The sequence below is a fragment of the Streptomyces sp. MGP-P1 genome (genome assembly GCF_057766565.1).
This window is the reverse complement of record NZ_JBYMEM010000006.1, coordinates 394,081-420,680: the sequence shown is the minus strand read 5'-3', so window position 1 is coordinate 420,680 and position 26,600 is coordinate 394,081. Positions and strand designations below refer to the sequence as shown.

Below are 26,600 nucleotides of genomic sequence, written 5' to 3'. Positions count from 1 at the left end.
GCGGTCGTCAATTTCCCAACATGGCAAGCCAGTTGTTGGACGGAGGGGCATCTCCTGAGGCTCCTGATGCACACCTCTTGACGCGTACAGGCCCACAGGGGAAACATCACCGTAACGAGAGAGCGCTCTCTCCCAGCGCCTCCCCCCATAGCTCTCTCGTGCGTTCGTCGTGCACACGTACCACGACCCAGGAGACGTACCCCATGCATGCTCCCCCCACCGCACCACGCACCCGCCGCCGCACCCGGGCCCTCGGATTCGCCGCGCTCGCCGTGGCGATGCTGATGTCCGTACCCACCGCGCAGACCGCCTTCGGCGAGGAGGTCCAGGCGGTGCCGGGCGGCGGCGACCTCGGTCCCAACGTTCATGTCTTCGATCCGTCGACGCCCGACATCCAGGGCAAGGTCGACGAGATCTTCAAGAAGCAGGAGTCCGATCAGTTCGGCACCGACCGCTACGCGCTGATGTTCAAGCCGGGAACGTACGACGACATCAACGCGCAGATCGGCTTCTACACGCAGATCGCGGGCCTCGGGCTGAACCCGAACGACACCACGTTCAACGGTGATGTGACCGTGGACGCGGGCTGGTTCGACGGCAACGCCACGCAGAACTTCTGGCGTTCGGCGGAGAACCTGACCCTGAACCCGGTCTCCGGCACCAACCGCTGGGCGGTCTCCCAGGCGGCCCCGTTCCGCCGGATGCACGTCAAGGGCGGACTCAACCTCGCGCCCGACGGCTACGGCTGGGCCAGCGGCGGCTACATCGCCGACAGCAAGATCGACGGCCAGGTCGGGCCCTACTCCCAGCAGCAGTGGTACACCCGCGACAGCTCGGTGGGCGGCTGGGTCAACGGCGTCTGGAACATGACGTTCTCGGGCGTCGAGGGCGCCCCGGCCAACAGCTTCCCGGAGCCCCCGTACACCACGCTGGACACCACGCCCATCTCCCGCGAGAAGCCGTTCCTCTACCTCGACGGCGACGACTACAAGGTCTTCGTCCCGGAGAAGCGCGAGAACGCGCGCGGCGTCTCCTGGGACGGCGGGACGCCGGCGGGCGAGTCGATCCCGCTGGACCAGTTCTACGTCGTGAAGGAGGGGGCGGACGCCGCCACCATCAACGCGGCCGTGGAGCAGGGCCTGCACCTGCTGTTCACGCCCGGCGTCTACCACATCGACAAGACGATCAACATCGACCGCGCGGACACCGTGGCGCTCGGCCTCGGCCTGGCCACGATCATCCCGGACCACGGGGTGACCGCGATCAAGGTCGGTGACGTGTCCGGCGTGAAGCTCGCCGGCCTCCTGGTCGACGCGGGTCCGGTGAACTCGGAGACCCTGATCGAGGTCGGACCCGAGAACGCCTCGGCGGACCACTCGGCGAACCCGACCTCGTTGCAGGACGTGTTCGTACGGATCGGCGGCGCGGGTCCCGGCAAGGCGACCACCAGCATCGTCGTGAACAGCGACGACACGATCATCGACCACACCTGGGTCTGGCGTGCCGACCACGGCGAGGGCTGGGGCTGGGAGACCAACCGGGCCGACTACGGCGTCCGCGTCAACGGCGACGACGTCCTGGCCACCGGTCTGTTCGTCGAGCACTTCAACAAGTACGACGTGGAGTGGTACGGCGAGCGGGGCCGCACGATCTTCTTCCAGAACGAGAAGGCGTACGACGCCCCGAACCAGGCTGCGATCCAGAACGGCGACACGAAGGGCTACGCCGCCTACCGCGTCGACGACTCGGTCGACCAGCACGAGGGCTGGGGCATGGGCAGCTACTGCTACTACAACGTCGACCCGACGATCATCCAGGAACACGGCTTCGAGGCGCCGGTGAAACCCGGCGTGAAGTTCCACAGCCTGATCGTCGTCTCGCTCGGCGGCAACGGCCAGTACGAGCACGTGATCAACGACGTCGGATCCCCCACGTCCGGCCCGGACACGATCCCCTCCCAGGTAGTGAACTTCCCGTAGTCCCCGACGCGGGAGTCGTACGGGAGCGGGGCCCGGCTGCTGTTGAGCGCCGGGCCCCGCTCCGCCGTCCGCGGGACAGGCCCCGCACGGGCAGCGCCACCGCCCGGTGGGCCCTCGCCCTTCCCGGCCGCCCGCGCGCGCCCGCCGACGGCTCCGCCCCCGGCCGGATACGTTCCCGGGCGGGGGCGGAGGGGTGGAGCGGCTGTCCGGTCCGGGCGTCAGCCCTGGCCGGTCAGGTCGATGGTGACCGTGCGTTCGGCGGGGGTCTTCCCGGCCAGGGCGGTCTTCATCGCCTGGGCCACGTCGTCCGCGCCGACCTGGTACTCCTTGCCGTCGCCCTTGACCGCCATGATGCCGTCGAAGACGCCGTCCAGGAGCTTGTCGATCGCCTGCTTGTCGTAGACGTCGACCAGCCGGCCGTCCACGGGCTTCATGGAGAGGATCTGCGGCAGCGACCGGGCCGGGCCGAACTGGATCTCCTTGGGGCCGGCCTTGATGGTGATCAGGCCGGACATCGCGGGCTCGGCGAACTCCTTCATCGCCCGGTCCAGTTCGGCCTTGGTGATGGTGGGCTCGCTGGTGGTGACGGGGAGTTCGACCAGCCGGGCCCGCCCGGTCTGCACCTGGGCGCGGTAGCCGTCCCGGACCGAGATCAGGGACTGGCCGGCGTCCAGTGTCTTGCCCGGCTTGCCCGGCACCGCCACGGCCTTGTTCGGCTCGAAGCGGATCGTGCCGTCACTGGCCGAGCCGGAGGCGCCGGCCAGGTCGGTGAGGGCCACGCCGAGCTTCTCCTCGTCGACCGGGATCACCGGATCGGCGGGACGTTCCCCGCCGAACAGTGAACCGATCACCGAGACGGGGTTGTAGTCGCTGCCCGCCGCGCCGCGCACGGTCTCCTGGCTGTCCAGGGTGAGACCGGCCTTCTCGGGGTCGAGTTTCTCCTCCTTGCCGTCCACCGACAGCGTCAGGGGCGTCTTGGCCCGCTCGCCGAGGGCGGCTTCGAGCTTGGTGACCGCCTCCTCCCTCGTGCCGCCGCCGATGTCGACGCCGAGCACCGTGGTGCCCTTGGGGACCTCGGAGTGGTTCAGCAGGAGGCCTGCCCCGTACGCGATGCCGAGCAGCACGACCGCGGCCACCCCGAGGAGGACCAGCTTGGAGCGGCCCTTCTTCGCGGGGGCGGGGGCGGGGGCTGCGGCCTGGGGCGCGGGGCGCGGGGTGGCGGGGCCGGGCGTGGGAACACCGGCTCCGCCCGGAGCTCCGCCGGCCACCGGACCGCCGGGGCCGCCCGGGAACGCGCCCCGGGGCTCGCTCGGCACGACGGGGATGCCGCTGGTCAGCGTGTCGCCCGAGACATGGCCGGGCTCGGGCGCCGGGGGCTGCGGCGTGAGGATCGCGGTGTCGTCGGACATCCGGGGCGGTACGCCGCCGGGGCGCCCGGGACCATCGGGCCGGGGCCGCCGGGGCCTCGTACGCCGTCGAGGTTCGGGGTGAGCGAGGAGCTGCCGGTGACCGGTCCCGTGGTGGGGCCGGACGGACCGGGCGGACGCACCCCGAGGCCGGGGGTGGAACGAGGGCCTCCGCCGGGGGGCTCCGTGCCGTAGCCGTCGAGCGCGCTGCGGCCGGGGCCGGGGCCGGGTGCGCCCGGACCGCCGCCGGGCTGCGGGGCGTCCGAGAAGTACGGCAGGTCGGGGCGCGAGCGGCCCACGTCCCCGTCGGACCCGCCACCGGGACCACCGGGGCCACCGGGGCCACCCGCGCTGGGCCCACCGGGGGCGCCCACGCCGGGGCCCTGAGAGCCGCCGGGGCCGGAAGGAGCGCCGCCGGGGGCGCCGGGCTCACCGGGGCCCTGAGCGGCTGCTCCCGGCCCGGTGGGCGGGTTCTTGCGCGGGGCGAACCAGTCGCTGCCGCTCTTCTCCCTGGCCGGCTTCTCGCCGGGTGCCGGGTCGGCGGCGGGGTCGCCGCCCCGGGGCCGGTCCGCGGCCGGCGCGCCGTTCGGGCCCGCGGAGCGGTCCACGGGTCCGGGCGCGGGCGGCGGCGTGCCGGGACGCGGGGCAGCGCCGGTGCGCTCCGCGTCGGAACGGCCGCCGGAGATGTCGCTCTCCGCCATCGGCGTACGCATCACGACCGGCGGGATGGGACGCGACCCGGGGATGTTGATCCGGATGCGCGTCGTCAGCGTCGTCTCGGTCTTCGGTTCCTCGGGCCGGGGCGGAGCCACGGATTCCGGGTTCTCGTCAGAGCCGTCCTGCGACGGGTGGAGCGACGGATACTGGCGGGATCCGTACGGCGGCGTACCCGAGGGATACGCGGCTCCGCCGCGGCCCTGGGGCCCGGAGGACGAACTGTCAGTTTCACGACTCAAAGCAGGTTCTCCCGATTGGCTCCGCCGCCCGTACTTCCCCCATGCCGCAGGCCAGGGGACGGCTCGGCGCGCGCACCACCATACTGGCCGCCGCCGTCGGACACTCCGCGGCCGGGTGAAACCTCCACCCGTGCATCACACCTGTGGGGGTCTTTCCCGACCCGGACTTGGCACTTCACGTACCGGACCGGCCGTTGCGGATGGCTGATTGCGGCACTTTGGAGGTGGTGGCGCACATCACAGCGGCGGCCGTCCCGCCGAGCATGAACAGCACCAGGCCGAGTTCGTCGCCGAAGACGTAGTCGCCCTCCGGTCGCCCGCTCAGCAGGAGGAAGACCGTGATGAACCAGCCTCCCGCCGGGGCGAGCGCGCCGATCTGGGTACGGGTCAGGATCCGTCCACCGTAGAAGAGGCCCGCGGCGGCCGCCAACGCGATGATCAACCCGCCCGGGAACCAGGCGGCTTGGACGAGTGCGCCGGCGATCCCGACCAGTACGCCGAGGACGGCGAGGCCCAAATAGGCGGCGATCCGGGCCGGGTTCGGCCGGGCCGCGAAGCCGGTGGGCTCGGGCTCCCTGGGCGGCGCGTTCCGCCGTGGCGCGTGGGAGGAGTCGGCGCGGCCACGGCCCGTGCCCGGGTTCCCGCTCACGCGGTGCCTCCCGTGGCGTCCGTGGCTTGCGTGACGTCCGCAGCTCCCGCGGCTCCGATGACGTCCGCAGCTCCCGTGGCGTCCGCGGCTCCCGTGACGTCCGTGGCGGACGGCAGGCCTGCGAAGAGGTCGCTCTCGCGCTGCTCCTCGGGCACGCCCGGTACGCCCCGCACCAGTTGGTAGCACTCGGTCGTCAGCAGGGGCTGGCCGAGGTCGTTGGAGAGGGCGAAGAACGGGCCGTCGACCGCGATCTGGGTGGCGTGGGCGCGCATCGCCGCCGACTTGGCCCCGGCGTACGCCGATCCGTCGATCTCCGCGGTGATCCGCTCCCCGTCGGTCACGCCCGGGACGTCGTCCACGGAGGCGATGCCGGGGAAGGTCCCGGGGGCGGTGGTGCGCAGCCGCTCGAAGCCGGCCTCGGCCACGGCGCGCTCCACCCGGTTCCAGTAGATCTTCGCGACGGCGTGCGGCGCGTCGGTACCGTACGCCGGGTCGGCGGCCAGGTCGGCGGCGCGCATCGCGACGCGGTGGGCCTGGATGTGGTCGGGGTGGCCGTAGCCGCCGTCCGGGTCGTAGGTGACCAGGACCTGGGGGCGGACCTCGCGGATCACCTCGACGAGGTGGGCCGCCGCCTCGTCCACCGGGGTGGACCAGAAGGAGCCGGGGCGGCCGTTCTGTTCGGCGCCCATCATTCCGGAGTCCCGGTAGCGGCCGGCCCCGCCGAGGAAGCGCTGGTCGTCGACGCCGAGCTCCTTCATCGCCGCGGCCAGTTCGCCGACGCGGTGGGGGCCCAGCGCGTCGTCCCGGTCGGCGGTGAGGCGGGCGAGCGCGGGCGGGATGACCTCGCCCTCCTCGCCGAGCGTGCACGTCACCAGGGTGACGTCGGCGCCCTCGGCCGCGTACCTGGCCATGGTGGCGCCGTTGTTGATCGACTCGTCGTCGGGGTGCGCGTGCACCAGCAGCAGACGGCGGGCGGGGAGGTCCTTCATGGGGACCACCCTACGAGCCCGGAGGCCCCCCGTGCCGCCGCGCCCCGCGCCCCGCGCCTTCTCGACCCCCGGCCCGCCCCCGGCGCGCGGTCAGAACTTGATGCCGCTGATCATCCCCGCCACGTTGGACGTCAGGTCGGAGATGGTCGGTGCGACCGACGAGCTCGCGATGTAGAACCCGAGCAGCATGCAGACCACCGCGTGCCCTCCCTTCAGTCCGGATTTCCGGATCAGCAGGAAGACGATGATCGCCAGCAGCACTACCGCCGAAATCGAGAGCGCCACGGCGGTTCACCTCCATCGGTACGTTCGGACGGTCAAAACGGGGGTACGCGAAGTCAGCAGGTTCCTACCCACCTAGCGCTACGGATCATAACTATCCGTGCCAAGGCATTGATCGGGGCACAGCAGCACGAGGGGCGCACGAACCGCCGCGCGAGGCTAAGTTCGGAGCCATGACCTCGCAGAAGCTGTCCTTTCCCCGCCAGCAAGCACGGACCCAGCGCTTCACTCTGGGCGCACCTCGCGCCTTCACCGTCTCACCGGATGAGACGCGCGTGATCTTCCTCCGCTCGATGTCCGGGACGGACCGCTCCACCCGCCTCTGGGTCCTCGACCCGGCGACCGGCGAGGAGCGGATCGCCGCCGATCCCGAAGTCCTGCTGGGCGGTGCGGCGGAGAAGCTGTCGGCGCAGGAGCGGGCCCGGCGCGAGCGGACCCGGGAGGGTTCGTCGGGCATCGTCTCCTACGCGGTCGACGCGGCCGCGGAGTTGGCCGCGTTCGCCCTGTCCGGGAAGGTGTACGTGGCCGAACTGCGGGCCGGGACCGCGCGGGCGCTGCCGGTGCCGGGCCCGGTGATCGACCCCCGCCCGTCCCCCGACGGCCGGCACATCGCGTACGTGTCCAAGGGCGCGCTGCGGGTCGTGGGCGCGGGGGGCGAGGGCGACCGGGCGCTGGCCGAGCCGGAGAACTCCCATGTCACCTACGGTCTGGCCGAGTTCATCGCGGCCGAGGAGCTGCACCGCTACCGGGGTTTCTGGTGGGCGCCGGAGTCGGACCGGCTGCTGGTCGCGCGGGCCGACGACAGCCCCGTACAGCGGTGGTACATCGCCGACCCAGCACACCCCGAGCGCAAGCCCGCCGAGATCGCCTACCCGGCGGCGGGCACGCCCAACGCGGAGGTGCGGCTCTTCGTCATGGACCTGGAGGGGGCCCGTACCGAAGTGGTCTGGGACCGGGACGCGTTCCCGTACCTGGCCCAGGTGCACTGGTCCTCCGCGGGTCTCCGCTGCTGCTGGTCCAGGCCCGGGACCAGCGCAGCCAGCGGTATCTGGCGGTGGACCCGGAGACCGGTGCGACCCGGATCGTGCATGTCGACGAGGACCCGGTGTGGCTGGATCTTTTCCCCGGGGTGCCCGCGTGGGCCCCGGACGGGCGGCTCGTGCGGATCGTCGACGAGGGCGGCGCGCGGGTGCTGGCGGTCGGGGACCGGCTGCTCACCGGGTCGCAGCTGCACGTCCAGTCGGTGCTGGACATCGGGGAGTCCGACATCCTGGTCTCGGCGGTGGCCGGTGAGGACGCGGTCGAGCCGGAGATCGGGCAGATCCACGTGTACCGGGTGAACGAGCTGGGAATCGAGCGGATTTCCGAAGGGGTGGGCGTGCACTCCGCGGTCCGCTCGGGCGGCCTCGCGGTCCTGGTCTCGGCCGTCCCCGAGGAGCCCGGGGCCGCCGCGTGGGTGGTGCGGGACGGCAAGCGGCTGACCCGGATCCCGAGTTTCGCCCAGGAGCCGGTGCTCTCCGCCCGCGTGACGCTCACCGAGGGGGGCGCACGGCGGATTCCGTGCGCCGTGCTGCTCCCATCGGACTACCAGGAGGCGGATGGTCCCCTTCCGGTCCTGATGGATCCGTACGGCGGTCCGCACGGCCGCCGGGTGGTCGCCGCGCACAACGCGCACCTGACCTCGCAGTGGTTCGCGGACCAGGGCTTCGCGGTGATCGTGGCGGACGGGCGGGGCGCGCCGGGCCGCTCGCCGGGCTGGGAGAAGGCGGTGCGGGACAACCTCGTGATGACGATGGAGGATCAGGTCGAGGCGTTGCACGGGCTCGCCGGGCGGTTCCCGCTCGACCTGTCCCGGGTGGCGATCCGCGGCTGGTCCTTCGGCGGCTATCTGGCGGGGCTCGCGGTGCTGCGGCGGCCCGACGTCTTCCACGCGGCGGTGGTGGGCGCTCCGGTGACGGACCAGCGGCTGTACGACACCCACTACACCGAGCGCTATCTCGGCGACCCGGCGACGCAGCCCGAGGTGTACGCGTACAACTCGCTGCTCACCGACGACGGTCTCTCCGAGCCCGCCGCCGAGGTCCGGCCCATGATGATCGTGCACGGCCTGGCCGACGACAACGTGGTGGTCGCCCACGCCCTGCGGCTGTCCTCGGCGCTGCTGGCCGCCGGGCGTCCGCACGAGGTGCTGCCGCTGAGCGGGGTGACGCACATGACGCCGCAGGAGCAGGTCGCGGAGAACCTGCTCCTGCTCCAGGTGGACTTCCTCAAGCGGTCGTTGGGGCTGATCGGGGCCTGAGCGACGCCCGGCGGGCCCGGAGCGCCGCCGGCGGGGGTCCGCCCGACGCCCTTGCGGGCGGGGCCGATCAACGCCTGGAGCCCGAGATACTCCATTGCCCCGAACGGATGAACAAGCCCGCACAGGGGGCAGGACGGGGCCATACGGGACGGTCCGTACGGAACGGTCCGTACGGAACGGGCCGGGCCGTACGGGGCGGCCGTACGGAACGGGCCGGTAGCGGCGGGAGACCGGCCGGAGCGACAGAGAGACGCTCCGGCCGGACCACGGCACCCGCACGGCCGTACGCTGTTCAGCATGGGGCGTCCGTATATCGGTGCGACGACGGCGAAGTTGCCTGCTTGTTAACGCGCCTGACGCGGTTCTACGACGTTTCGCCCCCGGTGCGCCCCGGCTCCTCCCCGGGCTCCGGCTCCGCGTGCCCCGGCTCCTCCCCGGGCTCCGGTCCCGGCCACGCCGGCTCCGGGGCCTCCCGCTCGCCCTCCGGCGGCACCACGCGCTTCTCCTCCGCGAAGTGGCACGCCGAGTCGTGCCGGGCGGGGGTGTCGACGTCCCGGAACTCCGCGGGGACCGCCAGCAGCGGGACTTCCAGTTCGCACCGCTCCTGCGCCTTCCAGCACCGGGTGCGGAAGCGGCAGCCCGAGGGGATGTTGGCGGGCGAGGGGACGTCGCCGTGCAGGATGATCCGCTCCCGGTGGTCGCGGGCCGTCGGGTCCGGTACGGGGACGGCGGAGAGCAGCGCCTGGGTGTACGGGTGGGTGGGGTGGTCGTAGATCTCCGCGTCGGAGCCGATCTCCACGATCCGGCCGAGGTACATCACGCCGACCCGGTCGGAGATGTGCCGGACGATCGAGAGGTCGTGCGCGATGAAGACGAAGCTGAGGCTGAACTCCGCCTGGAGCCGGTCCAGCAGGTTGACGACCTGCGCCTGGACGGACACGTCGAGCGCGGAGACCGGTTCGTCGGCGACGATGATCTCCGGGTTGAGGGCGAGCCCCCGGGCGATGCCGATGCGCTGGCGCTGGCCGCCGGAGAACTGGTGCGGATAGCGGTTGATGTACTCCGGGTTGAGCCCGACGACGTCCAGCAGGTCCCGCACCCTCTGCCGTCGGCTGCCCTTCGGGGCGACCTCGGGGTGGATCTCGTACGGCTCCCCGATGATGTCGCCGACCGTCATCCGCGGGTTCAGCGAGGTGTACGGGTCCTGGAACACCATCTGGATGTTGCGGCGCACGGCCTTCAGCGCCCGGCCGGACAGCTTCGCGATGTCCTCGCCCTTGTAGCGGATCGCGCCGGCGGTGGGGCGCTCCAGATGGACGAGCATCTTGGCGACGGTCGACTTGCCGCAGCCCGACTCCCCCACGATGCCCAGCGTCTCGCCCGCGTACAGGTCGAAGTCGACGCCGTCGACGGCCCGGACCGCGCCGATCTGCCGCTTGAGGAGGACGCCCTGGGTCAGGGGGTAGTGCTTGGCGAGGTCGCGTACCTGAAGGATCGGGTCGCCCTCCGTGTACGGCGTGACGGCGTCCTGGCGGGCCTTGGACAGCAGGGTGGAGCCGACCGCGCCGCCGCCGGTCCCCGCACTCCCGTCGCGGTCAGCGTGCATCGAGCGTCTCCTTCCAGAAGTGGCAGGCGCTCCGGCGCCGCTCGTCCACCTCGTAGAGCGGCGGCACGTCGCTGCGGCACACGTCCCGGGCCTGCGGGCAGCGGGGGTTGAAGGCGCAGCCGGGCGGGATGCGGGTGAGGTTGGGCGGCAGGCCCTTGATCGCGTAGAGCTCCCGGCCCTTCTGGTCCAGGCGCGGGATCGACTGGAGGAGGCCCTTGGTGTACGGGTGGGCGGGGGCCTTGTAGATGTCGTGCACCGGGGCGGTCTCGACGATCCGGCCCGCGTACATGACGGCGATCTTGTCGGCGACGTCGGCGACGACGCCGAGGTCGTGGGTGATCAGGATGAGGCCCATGTTCAGCTCGCGCTGGAGTTCGGCGAGGATCTCCATGACCTGGGCCTGGACGGTGACGTCGAGGGCGGTGGTCGGCTCGTCGGCGATGATCAGGGACGGTTCCAGGGCCATCGCCATGGCGATCATGATGCGCTGGCGCATCCCGCCGGAGAACTGGTGCGGGTAGTTGCCGACCCGTTCCTTGGCGGCCGGGATGCGGACCCGGTCCATCAGCTCGACCGACTTGGCCTTCGCGTCCTTGCGGGACATGCCGCGGTGCACGACGAACATCTCGCCGAGCTGCTGGCCGACGGTGAGGACCGGGTTCAGCGAGGACAGGGCGTCCTGGAAGATCATGGCCATCTCCTGGCCGCGGATCCTGCGCCGCTCCTCCGGCTTGAGCTTCAGCAGGTCCTGGTCCTTGAAGAGGATCTCCCCGCCGGCGATCTTCCCGGGCGGCATGTCGAGGATGCCCATGATCGCCTGGGCGGTGACGGACTTGCCGGAGCCGGACTCGCCGAGGACGGCGAGCGTCTCGCCCTCGGCCACCGAGTAATCGACCCCGTTGACGGCCTTGGCGACGCCTTCGCGGGTGTGGAACTCCACGTGCAGATCGCGCACTTCGAGCAACATGGCAACCGGCTCCTCAGCGCAGCTTGGGGTCGAGGGCGTCGCGCACCGCGTCGCCGAGCATGATGAACGCGAGCACGGTGACCGCCAGCGCTCCGGCGGGCCAGAGCAGCATGTGCGGGGCGTTGCGGACGTAGTTGGACGCGGCGGAGATGTCGATGCCCCACGAGACGGCCGGGTCCTTCAGGCCGACGCCGAGGTAGGAGAGGGTCGCCTCCAGCGAGATGTACGTGCCGAGCGCGATGGTCGCCACGACGATGACCGGGGCGATGGCGTTCGGGGTGATGTGGCGCAGCATCATGCGGGAGTTGGAGGCGCCGAGCGCGCGGGCCGCCTGGACGTAGTCGTTCTGCTTGGCGGTGATGACCGAGCCGCGGGCGATGCGGGCGATCTGGGGCCAGCCGAGGAGGACGATGAAGCCGACGACGGGCCAGACGGTGGAGCTGGTGACGACGGAGAGGAAGACCAGGCCGCCGAGGACGACGGGGATGCCGAAGAAGACGTCGGTGAGGCGGGAGAGGATCGAGTCCCACCAGCCGCCGAAGAAGCCGGCGAGTCCGCCGAACACGCTGCCGAGGATCGCGACGCCGAGGGTGGCGCAGACGCCGACGGTCACCGAGGTGCGGGTGCCGTGGACGACCCGGGTGTAGACGTCGCGGCCCTGCGGGTCGAAGCCGAAGGGGTGGCCGGGCTCGGAGCCCTTCTGGGCGTCGTCCAGGTTGGCCTGGAGGGGGTCGCCGCTCGCGATGAGCGAGGGCCAGACGGAGATGGTCACCAGGAAGAGGATGACCAGTGCGGAGATGATGAAGACCGGGTTGCGGCGCAGGTCGCGCCAGGCGTCGGACCAGAGGCTGCGGGGTTTGCCGGCCGGGCCCGTGCCGTCGGGGCCGGCCGGGTTCTTCTCCAGGCTGGCGCCCTCCGCCAGGGCGAGGTCCATGGGGCCGCCGGCGCCCGCCGGGGAGATCGCTCCGTCCGATGACTGCGGCTCAGGCATAGCGGATCCTCGGGTCGAGTACGGCGTACAACAGGTCGACGATCAGGTTGGCGGCCAGGAAGACGAGGACGAGGATCGTGACGAACCCGACGACGGTCTGGGAGTTCTGCCGCAGGATCCCCTGGTAGAGCTGGTAGCCGACGCCGTGGATGTTGAAGATGCGCTCGGTGACGATGGCCCCGCCCATCAGGGCTCCCACGTCGGTGCCGATGAAGGTGACGACGGGGATCAGCGAGTTGCGCAGCAGGTGCCGTACGACGACCCGGCGGCGGGGCAGGCCCTTGGCGACGGCGGTGCGTACGTAGTCGGCGCGGGCGTTCTCGGCGATCGAGGTCCGGGTGAGCCGGGTGACGTAGGCGAGCGAGACCGAGGCGAGGACCAGTCCGGGGACGAGCAGTTCGTCGAAGGTGGGGTCGGCGGAGACCGAGGGCTTGATGATGCCCCACTTGACGCCCAGGAGGAGCTGGAGCAGCAGGCCGGTGACGAAGGTCGGGACGGCGATGACGACCAGCGTCAGGATGAGGACGGTGGTGTCGACGGGGCGGCCGCGCCGCAGTCCGGTGACGACGCCGAGGCTGATGCCGATGACGACCTCGAAAACGACCGCGACGACGGTGAGCCGGATCGTGATGGGGAAGGCGGTGGCCATCAGCTCGGTGACCTTCTGCCCGTTGAACGCGGTGCCGAAGTCGCCGGTGAACACGTTGCCCATGTAGGTGAGGTATTGCTGCCAGACCGGCTTGTCGAGGCCGAATTCGGAGCGCAGCTGGGCGGCGGTGGCCGGGTCGCACTGGCGGTCGCCGCAGAGGCCCGCGATGGGGTCGCCCATCACGTTCACCATGAGGAAGATCAACAGCGTGGTGCCGAAGAAGACGGGGATCATCTGCAGCAGCCGCCGGATCACATAACGTCCCATGAGGGGCTCCGGGGGTCGGGTCTAGCGGTTCCGGGCAGGTGGTGCGCGGAGGGCACGGGATGCGCGGACGGCACGAGATGCGCGGGTGCACGGACGGCACGGGATGCGCGGGGTGCACGGACGGCACGCGGTGCGCGGACGGCCGGGGCGCTGGTGTCGGGCGTCCCGGCCGTCCGCGTCGCTCAGCGCGTCACTTGACGGTGATCTCTTCGTAGACCGGGACGCTGAACGGGTTCAGCGCGACGTTGTCGACCCGGTCCGAGTAGCCGGCGCTGCCGTTCTGGTACCAGAGCGGGATGACCGGCATCTCCGTCACGAGGATCTTCTCCGCGTCCTGGAAGGTGGTGACCGCCTTCGCCTTGTCGCTCTCGGCGTTGGCCTTGTCGATCAGGTCGTCGAACTCCTGGTTGCTCCACTTGCCGTCGTTGGACGGGGCGTTGGTGTAGTAGAGCGGCTGGAGGAAGTTCTGGATCAGCGGGTAGTCCATCTGCCAGCCCGCCCGCCAGGCGCTCTTCAGCTTCTGGGTGGAGACCTGGGCGCGGAAGTCGGCGAAGGTGCCGACGGGGCCGCCGACGCAGGCCTTGTTGTTGCCCATGACGTTGTTGATGCTGTTGCAGACGGCGTCGACCCACTCCTTGTGGGAGCCGGTGTCCGCGTTGTACGAGATCTTCAGCTGGCCGCCGGGGATGCCGCCGCCCTCGTCGATCAGCTTCTTGGCCGCGGCCTTGTCGTAGGTGCACTCCTTGCCGCAGAGACCCTTCTTGAAGCCGCCGTCGTCGCCGAGGACCGGGGAGGTCCAGTCGGAGGCGGGGGTGCGGGTCTTCTGGAAGATCTGGTCGGTGATCTGCGCCCGGTTGATCGCCATCGAGAGGCCCTGGCGGACCTTGCGGGCGTCGTCGGTGTCCCACTCCTTGTCGTAGAAGGGGAAGGCCAGGGTCTGGATGATGCCGGCGGGGGTGTTGATGTACCGGTCGCCGAGATCCGCCTCGACGTTGCGGAGCTGGGAGGCGGGCACGTCGTCGACGAGGTCGAGGTTGCCCGACGTCAGGTCGGTGTAGGCGGTGTTGTTGTCGGTGAAGACCTTGAGGTCGACGCCGCCGTTCTTCGCCTTGTCGTCGCCCGGGTAGTCGTCCCACTTGCGCAGTTCCATCGAGGAGCCCTTGGCGTACGACTCGATGGTGTACGGGCCGTTCCCGACGGGCTTGGAGAGCCAGGCGTCGTGGTCGTCGTAGAACGCCTTGGGCAGGGGGACGAAGGCGGAGTAGCCGAGGGTGTCGGGCCACAGGGAGAACTTCTGGGTGAGCTTGGCGGTGAAGGTCAGGTCGTCGACGACCTTCAGGCCGGAGAGGGTCTCGGCGGAGGCGGAGCCGGACTCCGGGTGGACCTTGTCGTAGCCCTCGATGTACTGGAAGAAGTAGGCGTTCTTCTGGTTGTTCTTCAGCGCGGCGCCGTAGTTCCAGGCGTCGACGAAGGACTTGGCGGTGACCTTCTCGCCGTTGGAGAACGTCCAGCCGTCCTTGAGCTTGATCGTGAAGTTCTGGGAGTCCTTCGAGTCGATGGACTCGGCGACCATGTTCTGGGCCTCGCCGGTCTTCGGGTCGTAGCGGATCAGTCCGCGGAAGACCATGTCGAGGACCTTGCCGCCCTGGACCTCGTTGGTGTTGGCGGGTTCCAACGGGTTCTGCGGGTCTCCCCAGGAGGAGCTGACGATGCCGTCGGCGCCGCCGCTGCCGCCGTCACCACCGCCACCGCCGCCGCCGCCGCAGGCCGTCGCTGTCAGGGCGACGGCCACCGCACATGCGGCCCACCTGACCTGTGTGGCTCCGCGCATGGAGTGCCTCCTAGAGTCATCGAGAAGCTCAATGCCTCATATCACCCCATAACGCCGCGTATCGCATGTGGGCTTACCCCGTACGGGCGGGGGTGCCGGCGCACGCGACGATGCCCGGTCCCCCTCGGGGAACCGGGCATCCGCCGTTCAGTAACCGCAAGCGATCACACCGCGTGCACGACGTCGCGCTCCTCGGCGAAGTGGCACGCCGACTCGTGCGTGGCGGGAGTGGTTCCCGCGACGAAGCGCTCGGGGATCGCCAGCAGGGGCTCCTCCGTCGCGCAGCGCTCCTCCGCCTTCCAGCACCGGGTGCGGAAGCGGCAGCCCGAGGGCGGGTTCGCCGGTGACGGAACGTCACCGGTGAGGATGATCCGGTCGCGTCCCTCACGGGCCGACGGGTCGGGGACCGGGACCGCCGACAGCAGCGCCTGGGTGTAGGGGTGCGTCGGGTGGTCGTAGATCTGCGTGTCCGTGCCGATCTCGGCCATCTTGCCGAGGTACATGACGCCGACCCGGTCGGAGATGTGCCGGACGATGGACAGGTCGTGCGCGATGAAGAGGTAGGACAGGTTGAACTCGTCCTGGAGCTTCTCCATCAGGTTGATGACCTGGGCCTGCACCGACACGTCGAGCGCGGAGACCGGCTCGTCGCAGATGATGATCTCCGGGTTGAGCGCGAGGCCCCGGGCGATGCCGATGCGCTGGCGCTGACCGCCGGAGAACTGGTGGGGGTACCGGTTGATGTACTCCGGGTTCAGCCCGACGACGTCCAGGAGCTCCTGGACGCGGCGGCGCCGGTCGCCCTTCGGGGCCACCTCGGGGTGGATCTCGAAGGTCTCCCCGATGATGTCGCCGACCGTCATACGCGGGTTCAGCGAGGTGTACGGGTCCTGGAACACCATCTGGATGTTGCGGCGCACGGCCTTCAGCGCGCGGCCGGACAGCCTGGTGATGTCCTGGCCCTTGTAGAAGACCTCGCCGGCGGTGGCCCGCTCCAGCGTCATCAGGAGCTTGGCGACCGTGGACTTGCCACAGCCGGACTCCCCCACGATGCCGAGGGTCTCACCGGCGTACAGGTCGAAGGAGATCCCGTCGACGGCCTTGACCGCGCCGATCTGCTTCTTGAAGAGGACGCCCTGGGTGAGCGGGAAGTGCTTGACGAGGTTCCGTACCTGGAGGATCGGCTCGCCCTGGCTGACGGGCGCGTCGATGGCGGCTACGGCCTCCGCCTCGGTCGCGGCGTCCACGGTCTCCACGTCGGAGACGTTCGGGGTGGCGTCCACGGGCTCCTTCTTGAGCTCAGCCATGGATCGTCTCCTTCCAGAAGTGGCACGCGCTGCCGCGGCCGACGAGCTCCGGGCCGTCCCGCTCGGTCACCGGGACGAGCGGCGGGACGTCGGTGCGGCAGATGTCCTGTGCCATGGGGCAGCGCGGGCTGAAGGCACAGCCCGCGGGGATACGCGTCAGGTTGGGCGGGAGGCCCTTGATCGCGTAGAGCTCCTGGCCCTTCTGGTCCAGGCGCGGGATCGATTCCAGCAGGCCCTTGGTGTACGGGTGCGCCGGGCGGCTGTACAGCTCGCCGACCGGGGCCGTCTCCACGATCCGGCCCGCGTACATCACGGCGATCTTGTCCGCGACGTCGGCGACGACGCCGAGGTCGTGGGTGATCAGGATGAGCCCCATGTTGTACTCGCGCTGGAGCTCGGCCAGCAGGTCCATGACCTGGGCCTGCACCGTCACGTCGAGCGCGGTGGTCGGCTCGTCCGCGATGATCAGGTCCGGCTCCAGGGCCAGCGCCATGGCGATCATGATGCGCTGGCGCATGCCGCCGGAGAACTGGTGCGGGAAGTCCGCGATACGGGCAGCCGCCGCCGGGATCTTGACCTGGTCCATCAGCTCGATGGACTTGGCCTTGGCCTCCTTCTTGGAGAGGCCCTGGTGCACACGGAACATCTCGCCGAGCTGGTAGCCGACGGAGAGGACCGGGTTCAGCGAGGACAGCGCGTCCTGGAAGATCATCGCGATCTTGCGGCCGCGGATCTTCCGGCGCTCCTCGTTGGACATCTTCAGCATGTCCTGGCCGCGGAAGAGGATCTCGCCCTGCGTGATCTTCCCCGGCGGCATGTCGAGGATGCCCATGATGGTCTGCGCGGTCACGGACTTGCCGGAGCCGGACTCGCCGAGCACGGCGAGCGTCTCGCCGGCGCTGACGGTGTAGTTCACACCGTTGACCGCCTTGGCCACACCGTCGCGGGTGTGGAACTCCACGTGCAGGTCACGGACGTCGAGCAGTGGACCGTCGCCACTCACGGACTCCCGCGGTGCGGGGACGTGAGCCGTCTTGTCGATGGTGGTCACGAACGCCTCCCTCAGCGCATCTTGGGGTCGAGGGCGTTGCGGACCGCATCGCCGAACATCAGGAAGGACAGCACCGTGATCGAGACCATCACCGAGGGGATGACCAGGACGTACGGCGCGTTGCGGAGCTGGTCCTTCGCAGCGGACACGTCGATGCCCCACGAGACCGTCGGCTCGGCGAGGCCGATGCCGAGGAACGACAGGGTGGCCTCGGCGGCGATGTAACCGCCGAGCGCGATGGTGGCGACCACGATCACCGGAGCGATGGCGTTCGGCAGGATGTGCCGCGTCAGGATCCGGGTGGTGGAGGCGCCGAGCGCCTTGGCTGCGACCACGTAGTCGGCCTGCTTGATCGTGATGACCGAGCCACGGGCGACTCGGGCGATCGACGTCCAGCCGAGGAAGGCCATCGACAGGATGACGACCCAGACGGAGCGCTCCTCGAAGCTGGTCAGGATGACCATGGCGCCGACGATGAAGGGGACACCGAAGAAGACGTCGGTGACACGGGACAGGATCGTGTCGATCCAGCCGCCGAAGTAACCGGCCAGCATGCCGATCACCAGGCCGGTGATGGTGACCGCGAGGGTCACCACGACGCCTACGGTGATCGAGGCGCGGGCGCCGTAGACGACACGCGCGTAGATCGACCGTCCCTGGACGTCGTATCCGAGCCAGTCGGGGGCGAAGAAGTTGCCCCACTTCGGGTGCTGGAGGTAGTGCTCGGCCAGGTTGGCGTCCCGCGGCGAGGCGCTGGTGAACAGCCCCGGGAAGATCGACATCACGGCGAGCAGCAGGATCAGCACCATCGAGATGATGAAGAGCGGGTTGCGCCGCAGGTCGTGCCAGGCGTCCGACCAGAGGCTGCGCGGCTTGCCGGGCGCGGGCCCGGCGTCCGTGGCGGGCGGCGCGTCGACGGCGGTGGCCGGAGCGTCGGTGCCCTTGAGTGCGGTGGTGTCAGGCATACCGGATCCTCGGGTCCAGGACCGCGTAGAGCAGGTCGACGAGCAGGCTGCAGATGAGATAGACGACGACGAGCAGCGTCACGACGCCGACGACGGTGGCTCCCTCACGCTTGGCGAGAGCCTCGAAGACGAGCGATCCGACGCCCTTGATGTTGAAGATGCCCTCGGTCACGATCGCGCCGCCCATCAGGGCGCCGATGTCGGTGCCGAGGAAGGTGACGACCGGGATGAGCGAGTTGCGCATCAGGTGGACGCCGATGACGCGGCGGCGCGGCAGGCCCTTGGCGACAGCCGTACGCATGTAGTCGGCGCGCATGTTCTCGGCGACCGAGGTACGGGTGAGGCGGGCGACGTACGCGAGTGACAGCGATGCCAGCACGATGGCCGGCATGATCAACTCGGTGTTGGTCGGTTCGAGACTCACGTTCGGCTTGGCGATGCCGAGCTGGAACGCGAAGAGGTACTGAACGAGGAAGCCCAGCACGAAGGACGGCATGGAGATCAGCACCAGCGTCAGACCGAGCAGACCGCGGTCCCGGAGGGACTCGGCCTTGAGGCCGGCGACGATGCCGAGCGAGATCCCGGCGACGACCGTGAAGACGAAGGCGAAGATCGCCAGTCTGACGGTGATCGGGTAGGCGTCGGAGATGACTTCGGCGACCGGACGCTGCGTCCCGATCTGGGTGCCGAGGTCACCCTGGAACAGATTGCCCAGGTAGTTCAAATACTGCTGCCAGATCGGCTGGTCGAGCCCGTACTGGGCCTTCAGCGCGGCGATCTGCGTGGCATCTACGTGCTGTTCACCGGCAAGCGCTCTGACGGGGTCGCCGGGCAGTGCGTACATCATCAGGAAGACCAGCAGGGTCGACCCGAGGAAGACCGGGATCATCTGGAGCAGTCGTCGTGCGACATAGCGCCCCATGGGTGCCTCCGTGTGGGGATAACTGCGGCGCGGGGGCCGCCTCTTCGCAGAGGCGACCCCCGCGCCTCCGGCCGTGCTGAGGGGCAGCACGGGCGGATGACGGCCAGTTGGGGAATGACCCGCAGGCGTTACTTGGTGGTGACGCCGGTCAGTTCGAGGTCACCGTGGAAGTCGACCTTGACGTTGTCGACGCTCTTTCCGTGGCCGCCGTTGATGCGGTAGTACCAGAGCGGGATCGCCGGCATCTTCTCGACGAGCGCCTTCTCGACCTCCTGGTAGGCGGCGACCGACTCCTCCAGGGAGTCCGCCTTGTCGCCCTTGGCCATCAGCGCGTCGATCTCCTTGTCGGCGAACCGACCGTTGTTCGACTCCGCCTTGGAGTGGTAGAGCTCCTTGAGGAAGTTCACGTTGACCGGGTAGTCGGCGACCCAGCCACCGCGGTACATGCCCTTGACCTGGTTGTTGTCACGAGCCTCGAGGTCGGTCGGGAAGTCCGGCTTCGCGTCGCCCACGCAGTCGACCCCGGTGGCGTTGCGGATGGACTCGCAGACCGCGGTCACCCACTCCTTGTGCCCGCCGTCGGCGTTGTACTGGATGGAGAACTTGTTCTGCGGGACACCGCCGCCCTCCTTGATGAGGGCCTTGGCCTTGACCGGGTCGTACTTCAGGAAGTCCGACTCGAGCTGCTGGTTGCCCTTGACCTGCGGCGGCGTGAAGCTCGTCGCGGGGGTACGGGTGTTGTTCAGGACGGTCTTGGTGATCGTGTCACGGTCGATGCCCATGGACAGGCCCTGGAGGACCTTGGGGTCGATGTCCTTGAACGTGGCGTTGTAGAACGCCGGGACCAGCGTCTGGATCGCGGCGTAGGGCTGCTCGATCGCGCCGTCGCCCAGGTCCGTCTTGTACTTGGGCAGGTCACGCGGGCCGACCTGGCGGATCATGTCCAGGTTGCCGGAGATGACGTCGGAGTACGCGGCCTCGACGGTCGAGTAGTTCTTGAACTGGATGCCCTTGTTGGCAGCCTTGTTCGGGCCCTGGTACTCGTCCCAGGCCTTGACCTGGATGAGCTTCTTGTGGGTCCACTTCTCGAACGAGTACGGGCCGTTGCCGATCGGCTTCTGGCCGAACGCCTTCGGGTCGTCGTAGAAGACCTTCGGCAGCGGCGCGAACGTCGCGTAACCGAGCTTGTAGTTGAAGTACGGAACCTTCTCCGCCAGCTCGATCGTGAACGTGGTGTCGTCCACGGCCTTCAGGCCGGACATCTCCTTGGACTTGGGCGCACCCTTCTCGGGGTGGACGTCCGTGTAGCCCTTGATGTCGGAGAACCAGAACGCGTTCTGCTGCTTGTTCTCGACGTTGGCGTACCAGTTCCACGCGTCGATGTACGACTGCGAGGTCACGGCCTCACCGTTGTGGAACTTCCAGCCGGCCTTGAGCTTGACGGTCCAGGTCTTGGAGTCCTCGGACTCGACGGACTCGGCGTTCGTGAGAACGATCTCGCCCTTGCTGTCGAAGTCCAGCAGCTGGGTGAACAGCGACTGGATGACGTAGGAGCCGTTGGTCTCGTTCGTGTCGGCCGGCATCAGAGGCTTCTGGGGCTCGCCGACGTCGATCGAGACGTAACCGGCGGGCTGTCCCGACGTGTTCTTCTTGCCTTCGTCGCTGCTGTCGCCGCCGCCACAGGCAGTCGCGGCCAGGGCGATGACGGCCGCTCCCGCGACCCACTTGGCGCTCTTGGCACCGCGCATGGGTTTCCTCCTCATGAGTCCACTTTTGACTACAAGAAGGGCACTGGAGAGATTCACCGACACCCCTGACGGTGATCGTTCAGTGCCCCGAGTGTGCTCGTGAGTCGGCACTCCCCACAGTGCGTGACCCATTGACCCGAGCTCAATGGAGCCAACTATTGAGTACGGCCGGGCTGTAAACCACACTTAAAGGGTCTCGGTTTGACAACATCAGTACCCTCTGCGTGCCCGAAATCCGGACAAAGCGATCCCAGACAGACACGCCCGAAACGGACTGTTAACACATGTTCCGGAGAGCGACCCCCGATATCCGGACACCTTGGTCAGAAAAAGAGATTGACGGAGGCCCGGCCCACCACAGTGTCCGTGGTGAGCCGGGCCTTCTGTCAATGCCTGTACTGACGGGCCGTCCGACGGACCTCGGGAGGGCGCAGGCCGTCTCCCCATACGGAGCGTGCGGCTCCGGGGAGCGCGGGGCCTTCCAGGCCCTCGCGACTCCCTGGGCTCCCCCGCGCCTTCCCCGGGGCCCCGTGAGCTTCCGGGCGGGCACACAGGACCGCCCGGAAGCCCTCAGGGGCGTCCGGGCGGTCCTCACGGGCCCAGGGGCCACGTGTCAGCCGTACGGGCCTGGTGTCAGCCGTTCTACGGGCCTGACACCGGCCGTTCGGTCCGGTGGTGTCAGCCGTTCTTGGCCCGCGAGGCCGTGCGGCCGCGCTGCTTGGCGTCCAGGACGACCTTGCGGATGCGCACGGTCTCCGGGGTCACCTCGATGCACTCGTCCTCGCGGCAGAACTCCAGGGACTGCTCCAGCGACAGCTTGCGGGCCGGGACCACGTTCTCCGTGGTGTCCGCGGAGGCCGCACGCATGTTGGTGAGCTTCTTCTCCTTGGTGATGTTCACGTCCATGTCGTCGGCGCGGGAGTTCTCGCCGACGATCATGCCCTCGTAGACCTCGGTGCCGGCCTCGGTGAAGATGACACCGCGCTCCTGGAGGTTGACCATCGCGAACGGCGTGACGGAGCCCGAACGGTCGGCCACCAGCGAGCCGTTGTGACGGGTGCGCAAGTCGCCGAACCACGGCTCGTGACCCTCGAAGATCGAGTGCGCGATGCCGGTGCCGCGGGTCTGCGTCAGGAACTCCGTACGGAAGCCGATGAGGCCGCGGGAGGGAACGATCCACTCCATGCGGACCCAGCCCGAACCGTGGTTCGTCATGGTCTCCATACGGCCCTTGCGGGTCGCCATGAGCTGCGTGATGGCGCCGAGGTGCTCCTCCGGCGAGTCGATCGTCATGCGCTCGATCGGCTCGTGGGTCTTGCCGTCGATCTGCTTGGTGACGACCTCGGGCTTGCCGACGGTCAGCTCGAAGCCCTCGCGGCGCATCTGCTCGACCAGGATGGCGAGCGCGAGCTCACCGCGGCCCTGGACCTCCCAGGCGTCGGGGCGCTCGGTGTCCAGGACGCGGAGCGAGACGTTACCGATCAGCTCGCGGTCGAGGCGGTCCTTCACCTGGCGGGCGGTGACCTTGTGGCCCTTGCCGCCCTTGCCGACGAGCGGCGAGGTGTTGGTGCCGATGGTCATCGAGATGGCCGGCTCGTCGACCGTGATCAGCGGGAGCGCGATCGGGTTCTCGGGGTCGGCCAGGGTCTCGCCGATCATGATGTCCGGGAATCCGGCGACGGCGCAGATGTCGCCCGGGCCCGCCACCTCGGCCGGCTTGCGGGTGAGCGCCTCGGTCATCATCAGCTCGGTGATGCGGACGTTGGACATGGTGCCGTCACGCTTGATCCAGGTGACCGTCTGGCCCTTGCGCAGCTCGCCCTGCTCGACGCGGCAGAGCGCGATACGGCCGAGGAAGTTGTCGGCGTCCAGGTTGGTGACGTGGGCCTGGAGCGGCGCGTCCGCGTCGAACTCCGGGGCCGGGACGTGCGACAGGATGGTGTTGAAGAACGGCTCCAGGTTCTCGCTGTCCGGCGGGACGGTGCCGTCCTCGGGCTTGGTCAGCGAGGCGACGCCGTCACGGGCGCAGGCGTAGACGATCGGGAACTCGATCTGGTCCTCGTCCGCGTCCAGGTCCAGGAACAGGTCGTACGTCTCGTCGACGACCTCGGCGATCCGGGAGTCGGGGCGGTCCGTCTTGTTGATGCACAGGATGACCGGCATCTTCGCGGACAGCGCCTTGCGCAGCACGAAGCGGGTCTGGGGCAGCGGGCCCTCGGAGGCGTCGACGAGCAGCACGACCGCGTCCACCATCGACAGACCGCGCTCGACCTCGCCGCCGAAGTCGGCGTGGCCGGGGGTGTCGATGATGTTGATCGTGATGGGGTCCCCGCCGTCCTTGGGGTGATACTTCACCGCCGTGTTCTTGGCGAGGATCGTGATGCCCTTCTCACGCTCCAGGTCGTTCGAGTCCATCATGCGGTCGTCGAGGTGCTCGGCGGCGTGGGCGGCGAACGCTCCGGCCTGCTTGAGCATGGCGTCGACCAGCGTGGTCTTGCCGTGGTCGACGTGGGCGACGATGGCTACGTTACGGATGTCGTGGCGCGTGGGCATGGGTGGCTTGCGCTTCTCTCGGATCGTGGGATCAGGCGTCTCAGTCGGTCTTCGAGTCCTCGTACGCCCGCCGGGCGGCACGCCACGGCTCGTCCCATCGTACGGGCCCGGGGCCGACCGGGCTTCCCGGACCGATCCGCGGACGCGGTCTTCCCGTGTGATTCAGGCGATATTCAGCCGCTGTCAAGGTGCAACCGGGCCATCGGTGTGGCCGGATTCAGACGGAACTGTGGTGGTGCTGTGGGGGGGTGAGGAGCGGTGGAGCGATGAGCGGCCCGGGTCAGGGTTGAAACCAGACTGCCCGCCGGGCGAACCGGCGGGCAAGGGTTTTGAGGTGCATCTGAGCTTGGCGGCGCGAGGGTGTGGTATTTGACCGCTACTTCTTGCGGTCTGCGGGGGAACCTGCCGCTTGCCGGTTCTTGAACCCGATGTCCTGGTACCGGGGGGCCGCGAAACCGAACGCCCCGACGTTCGCGAGCTTCTTGTCGACCGCGACCAGCTGCGGGCGCTGGAAGAGCGGGATCGATCCGGCGGCGGCCCAGATCCGGGCGTCCGCCTGCTTCAACAGCTCCCGCGCCGCCTTCTCGTCGAGTTCGGCGGCTGCTTGGTCGAAGAGCTGGTCGATGTGGTCGGTGCCGACCCGGGTGTAGTTCTGCTCCACGAGGAGCGACCCGTCGGTGGCGGGCTCCGGCTTGGCGTAGATCGGGCGTCCGTCGGTGGCCGGGTAGGCGGTGGCGGGCCACGAGTAGAGCGCCAGGTCGTACGCGCCGGAGGCGACGTGGTCCTTGAAGTAGCTCTCGTCGGGGACCTTGATGATCTCCGTGCCGATGCCGATCTTCTCCAGCATCACCGCGATCTTGTCGCCGACGCTGCGCAGCGACTGGGAGCCGGCTCCGGAGGGGAGGACGAAGCGCAGGGTCAGCGCCTTGCCGTCCTTGCCGAGCTGCCCCTTGGCCGCTGCGGGCGCCGGGGCCGCGGTGCCGACGGGGGCGTACGCCCCGGCGGCTCCCCCGGGCTGCTTGTCCTGGGCGGCGACGGCGCCGTCCTCGCCGAGGGCGCCGGCCTGGCGGCGCAGGGCGGCGCCCTGGGCGGCGGCCGTCCGGCCGGGAGCCAGGACGTGGATGGCGGAGGCGCCGCCGGTGGAGGCGGCCTGCGCGGGGGCGTGGGCGCCGGGCTTGTTGTCCTCGCCGACGATGTAGAGGCCCTCGTCACGGGAGGCGGTGCTGTCCTCGGAGGCCTGGTCGGCCTTCTCGCCCTCGGCCTTCTCCCCCTCGGCTTCCCTCTTCTCGGCCTTCTCGGCCTTCTCCTCGGTGTCCTGCCCGGCCTTCTCGCCCTGCGCGCCCTCGGCGGCCTTCTTCTCGGCGTCTCCCTTCGCGCCCTCGGCGTCGCTCTCTTCGCCCTTGTCGCCCTTCTTCTCCGCTTCGCTGCCCGCCTTGGTGTCCTTGGGCGGCTGCGCCGCGCCGCCCCGCGTCCAGCCGGCGTCCGCCAGCAGGGCCTGGGCCTCCTTGGTGTTCTGGTCGCCGAGCGCCCCGCTGCCGTCCTTGTAGCCGGGCTGTCCCGCGAGGGCGAGGTGGCTGCCGAGCGGCTTCGCCGGAAGGCCCAGCGGCCCCAGCACCGTCCGCGCCAGCTCCTCGCGGTCCAGGGCGCGGGCCACCGCCCGGCGGACCCGGTCGTCGGCGAGGGGGCCGGACTCACCGTTCAGCGCGAGCTGGGTGTAGGCGGGTTCCAGGGACTTGCGGACCGCGAAGTCGCGCAGGGCCTTCTGTTCCGCGGTGTAGGCGACGACGGCCTTGCGGTTCTTCTCCCGGGCGGCCTGCGCGATCTCCGCGGCCTCTTCGTCGGAACCGTGCGCCAGGGCCCAGGAGCGCAGGGCCGCGGCGGGCGTGGTCGCGGCACCGGGGCCGTGGGCGGGCGGCTGGCCGTTGCTGCCCCGGTCGCGGCGGGCGAGCGCGATGCGGTCGGCGGTGGCGGCGTCGATGTCGGCGACGTCCACCGTGCCGTCGGCGAGGGCCTCGGTGCGGTCCCCGGCGGCGACGGCCCGGAAGACTAGGGTGTCCAGCTTGGCCTTGTCGCCCCACCAGCGCGGGTTGCGGGCCAGTGTGACGGTGCCCTCGGACTTGCTGACGCCGCGCAGGACGAAGGGCCCGGCGGTGTTCTTCAGGGTGGCGCGCGCGCCGTCGTTGAAGGCGTCCGGCGAGCCGGTGATCTCCTTCGGGTAGAGCGGGGAGAAGAGCGAGCGCCAGTCCGCGTACGGCTTGGAGAACGTGACCCGCACCTGGAGGTCGTCCGCGCCCCGCTCGATCTTCTCGATCCGCTCGTAACCGGAGTTGCGGGCGGTCCAGAACGCGGAGTCCTTGCCCCGGAGCGCCCGCCACTGGGCGACGAAGTCGGGGGCCCCGATCTCCCGCCCGTCGCTCCACACCGCCTGCTGGTCGAGCTTGTAGAGCACGACCTGCTTCGGCTCGCGCTCGATGATCTTCGCGGACTCCAGGTAGTCCGGGTTGAGCTTCGGCTGCCCGGACTTGTCCATCGGGAAGAGCGTGGGGAGCAGGGCTCCGGTGATCCGGGTGGTGGCGCTGTCCGCGTCGGCCTGGAAGGCGTTGAAGGTCGCGGGCAGTGCGTCGACCGCCCAGTTCACGGTCGAACCGTCGGCGACCGCCTGGCGCGCGGTGGGTGCGATGTCCTGGGGCACGCCCCGGGAGGTCTCCTCGCCGCCGGAGGTGCAGCCGGCCAGCACGGGGATCGTGAGCACCCCCGTCGTGAGGAGCGCGAGTGATCGACGCTTTCGAACCGTCCCGCGCGGGACGCCGACGTGGGACATGGCTGATACCTCCGGGGCCGGCCCGGACCACCCCGTACCGGAATGGACCGGATAGTGCGTATGTGGTGGCATTTGCAGTTGATCACACTGATTCCTTCCGCCCACTGAAACGCCCCCTCGCGCGAGGGGGCGCAGACACGGCGGGCGGCGGACGCAAGCTCACTCGGCCGGAGGAACGTTTCACTCCCGCGGGCCGCGCGGCACCCGGCGCACGCTCGGCGCGACTCCGAGCGGCCTTGCTCCCCCCGCGGCCCACGATCTAGGGTGAATGCGCTTTCACGAGCCTTTCGTGATCGCATCGGCAGGCGAGCGAGCCGCCGGCCCGGGATCAGCGCCGCGCCAGGCGCGGCGCTACGGAAGAA

16 protein-coding genes and 2 pseudogenes are annotated in these 26,600 nt (G+C 69.8%); 2 read left to right on the top strand and 16 right to left on the bottom strand.

Annotation, left to right across the window (positions count from 1 at the left end):
* Positions 1–203 precede the first annotated feature (203 nt).
* Entirely contained in the window at positions 204–1,979 is a 1,776-nt protein-coding gene (locus tag AC3CH1_RS17620) for a coagulation factor 5/8 type domain-containing protein (protein ID WP_488463815.1), read from the top strand.
* Positions 1,980–2,197: 218 nt separating this feature from the next.
* Here AC3CH1_RS17620 and AC3CH1_RS17615 read toward each other — a convergent pair.
* From AC3CH1_RS17615 to AC3CH1_RS17600, 4 genes and pseudogenes are all read right to left on the bottom strand, one after another.
* Positions 2,198–4,341, bottom strand: a pseudogene (locus AC3CH1_RS17615) (hypothetical protein).
* A gap of 175 nt (positions 4,342–4,516) precedes the next feature.
* Positions 4,517–4,990, bottom strand: coding sequence for a DUF6113 family protein (locus AC3CH1_RS17610; RefSeq protein WP_488463814.1), 474 nt, complete (start codon positions 4,988–4,990; stop codon positions 4,517–4,519).
* Positions 4,987–5,979: an N-acetyl-1-D-myo-inositol-2-amino-2-deoxy-alpha-D-glucopyranoside deacetylase gene (gene mshB / locus AC3CH1_RS17605; RefSeq protein WP_488463813.1), complete on the bottom strand. Its 993-nt coding sequence runs from the start codon at positions 5,977–5,979 to the stop codon at positions 4,987–4,989. The genes AC3CH1_RS17610 and mshB overlap by 4 nt, the downstream gene beginning before the upstream one ends.
* Positions 5,980–6,069: 90 nt before the next feature.
* Positions 6,070–6,264, bottom strand: coding sequence for a hypothetical protein (locus AC3CH1_RS17600; protein ID WP_488463812.1), 195 nt, complete (start codon positions 6,262–6,264; stop codon positions 6,070–6,072).
* A 170-nt stretch (positions 6,265–6,434) separates the two neighbouring features.
* On the opposite strand from AC3CH1_RS17600, the pseudogene AC3CH1_RS17595 reads away from it, so the two are divergent.
* Positions 6,435–8,560: pseudogene (locus tag AC3CH1_RS17595) on the top strand (prolyl oligopeptidase family serine peptidase).
* 364 nt (positions 8,561–8,924) lie between these two features.
* On the opposite strand, the gene AC3CH1_RS17590 reads toward AC3CH1_RS17595, so the two are convergent.
* The 12 genes from AC3CH1_RS17590 to AC3CH1_RS17535 all read right to left on the bottom strand — a co-directional run bounded on the left by AC3CH1_RS17590 (position 8,925) and on the right by AC3CH1_RS17535 (position 26,238).
* Complete coding sequence (locus AC3CH1_RS17590; protein ID WP_488463811.1) at positions 8,925–10,166, bottom strand: ABC transporter ATP-binding protein; 1,242 nt, start codon at positions 10,164–10,166, stop codon at positions 8,925–8,927.
* Positions 10,156–11,133: an ABC transporter ATP-binding protein gene (locus AC3CH1_RS17585; RefSeq protein ID WP_488463810.1), complete on the bottom strand. Its 978-nt coding sequence runs from the start codon at positions 11,131–11,133 to the stop codon at positions 10,156–10,158. Before AC3CH1_RS17585 ends, AC3CH1_RS17590 begins: the two co-directional genes overlap by 11 nt.
* 13 nt (positions 11,134–11,146) lie before the next feature.
* The gene (locus tag AC3CH1_RS17580) at positions 11,147–12,124 is read right to left on the bottom strand and encodes an ABC transporter permease (protein WP_488463809.1); all 978 of its coding nucleotides are present in this window, start codon (positions 12,122–12,124) and stop codon (positions 11,147–11,149) included.
* Positions 12,117–13,040 carry an ABC transporter permease gene (locus AC3CH1_RS17575; RefSeq protein WP_018956260.1) on the bottom strand — a complete coding sequence of 308 codons (924 nt, stop codon included), beginning with the start codon at positions 13,038–13,040 and terminating at the stop codon, positions 12,117–12,119. Before AC3CH1_RS17575 ends, AC3CH1_RS17580 begins: the two co-directional genes overlap by 8 nt.
* A gap of 190 nt (positions 13,041–13,230) precedes the next feature.
* Positions 13,231–14,871, bottom strand: coding sequence for a peptide ABC transporter substrate-binding protein (locus tag AC3CH1_RS17570; RefSeq protein WP_488463808.1), 1,641 nt, complete (start codon positions 14,869–14,871; stop codon positions 13,231–13,233).
* A 164-nt stretch (positions 14,872–15,035) separates the two neighbouring features.
* On the bottom strand, positions 15,036–16,178 hold the full coding sequence (locus AC3CH1_RS17565; RefSeq protein ID WP_488463807.1) for an ABC transporter ATP-binding protein: 1,143 nt from the start codon (positions 16,176–16,178) through the stop codon (positions 15,036–15,038).
* On the bottom strand, positions 16,171–17,229 hold the full coding sequence (locus AC3CH1_RS17560) for an ABC transporter ATP-binding protein (RefSeq protein WP_488463806.1): 1,059 nt from the start codon (positions 17,227–17,229) through the stop codon (positions 16,171–16,173). Before AC3CH1_RS17560 ends, AC3CH1_RS17565 begins: the two co-directional genes overlap by 8 nt.
* An 11-nt stretch (positions 17,230–17,240) precedes the next feature.
* Positions 17,241–18,194 carry an ABC transporter permease gene (locus tag AC3CH1_RS17555; RefSeq protein ID WP_488463805.1) on the bottom strand — a complete coding sequence of 318 codons (954 nt, stop codon included), beginning with the start codon at positions 18,192–18,194 and terminating at the stop codon, positions 17,241–17,243.
* Positions 18,187–19,116 (bottom strand): ABC transporter permease, encoded by a 930-nt coding sequence (locus AC3CH1_RS17550; protein WP_488463804.1) that lies wholly within the window; start codon positions 19,114–19,116, stop codon positions 18,187–18,189. Before AC3CH1_RS17550 ends, AC3CH1_RS17555 begins: the two co-directional genes overlap by 8 nt.
* Positions 19,117–19,244: 128 nt before the next feature.
* On the bottom strand, positions 19,245–20,864 hold the full coding sequence (locus AC3CH1_RS17545) for a peptide ABC transporter substrate-binding protein (protein ID WP_488463803.1): 1,620 nt from the start codon (positions 20,862–20,864) through the stop codon (positions 19,245–19,247).
* Between the two features lie 678 nt (positions 20,865–21,542).
* Positions 21,543–23,417 (bottom strand): translational GTPase TypA, encoded by a 1,875-nt coding sequence (gene typA / locus AC3CH1_RS17540; RefSeq protein WP_018956253.1) that lies wholly within the window; start codon positions 23,415–23,417, stop codon positions 21,543–21,545.
* A gap of 376 nt (positions 23,418–23,793) precedes the next feature.
* Positions 23,794–26,238: an ABC transporter family substrate-binding protein gene (locus tag AC3CH1_RS17535; protein WP_488463802.1), complete on the bottom strand. Its 2,445-nt coding sequence runs from the start codon at positions 26,236–26,238 to the stop codon at positions 23,794–23,796.
* Positions 26,239–26,600 lie beyond the last annotated feature (362 nt).

Excerpts from the sequence above, each read along its gene's own strand:
- AC3CH1_RS17620 (WP_488463815.1), top strand. The coding sequence starts at position 204 with ATGCATGCTCCCCCCACCGCACCACGCACCCGCCGCCGCACCCGGGCC.
- mshB (WP_488463813.1), bottom strand. The coding sequence starts at position 5,979 with ATGAAGGACCTCCCCGCCCGCCGTCTGCTGCTGGTGCACGCGCACCCC.
- AC3CH1_RS17590 (WP_488463811.1), bottom strand. The coding sequence starts at position 10,166 with ATGCACGCTGACCGCGACGGGAGTGCGGGGACCGGCGGCGGCGCGGTC.
- AC3CH1_RS17585 (WP_488463810.1), bottom strand. The coding sequence starts at position 11,133 with ATGTTGCTCGAAGTGCGCGATCTGCACGTGGAGTTCCACACCCGCGAA.
- AC3CH1_RS17580 (WP_488463809.1), bottom strand. The coding sequence starts at position 12,124 with ATGCCTGAGCCGCAGTCATCGGACGGAGCGATCTCCCCGGCGGGCGCC.
- AC3CH1_RS17575 (WP_018956260.1), bottom strand. The coding sequence starts at position 13,040 with ATGGGACGTTATGTGATCCGGCGGCTGCTGCAGATGATCCCCGTCTTC.
- AC3CH1_RS17570 (WP_488463808.1), bottom strand. The coding sequence starts at position 14,871 with ATGCGCGGAGCCACACAGGTCAGGTGGGCCGCATGTGCGGTGGCCGTC.
- AC3CH1_RS17565 (WP_488463807.1), bottom strand. The coding sequence starts at position 16,178 with ATGGCTGAGCTCAAGAAGGAGCCCGTGGACGCCACCCCGAACGTCTCC.
- AC3CH1_RS17555 (WP_488463805.1), bottom strand. The coding sequence starts at position 18,194 with ATGCCTGACACCACCGCACTCAAGGGCACCGACGCTCCGGCCACCGCC.
- AC3CH1_RS17550 (WP_488463804.1), bottom strand. The coding sequence starts at position 19,116 with ATGGGGCGCTATGTCGCACGACGACTGCTCCAGATGATCCCGGTCTTC.
- AC3CH1_RS17545 (WP_488463803.1), bottom strand. The coding sequence starts at position 20,864 with ATGCGCGGTGCCAAGAGCGCCAAGTGGGTCGCGGGAGCGGCCGTCATC.
- typA (WP_018956253.1), bottom strand. The coding sequence starts at position 23,417 with ATGCCCACGCGCCACGACATCCGTAACGTAGCCATCGTCGCCCACGTC.
- AC3CH1_RS17535 (WP_488463802.1), bottom strand. The coding sequence starts at position 26,238 with ATGTCCCACGTCGGCGTCCCGCGCGGGACGGTTCGAAAGCGTCGATCA.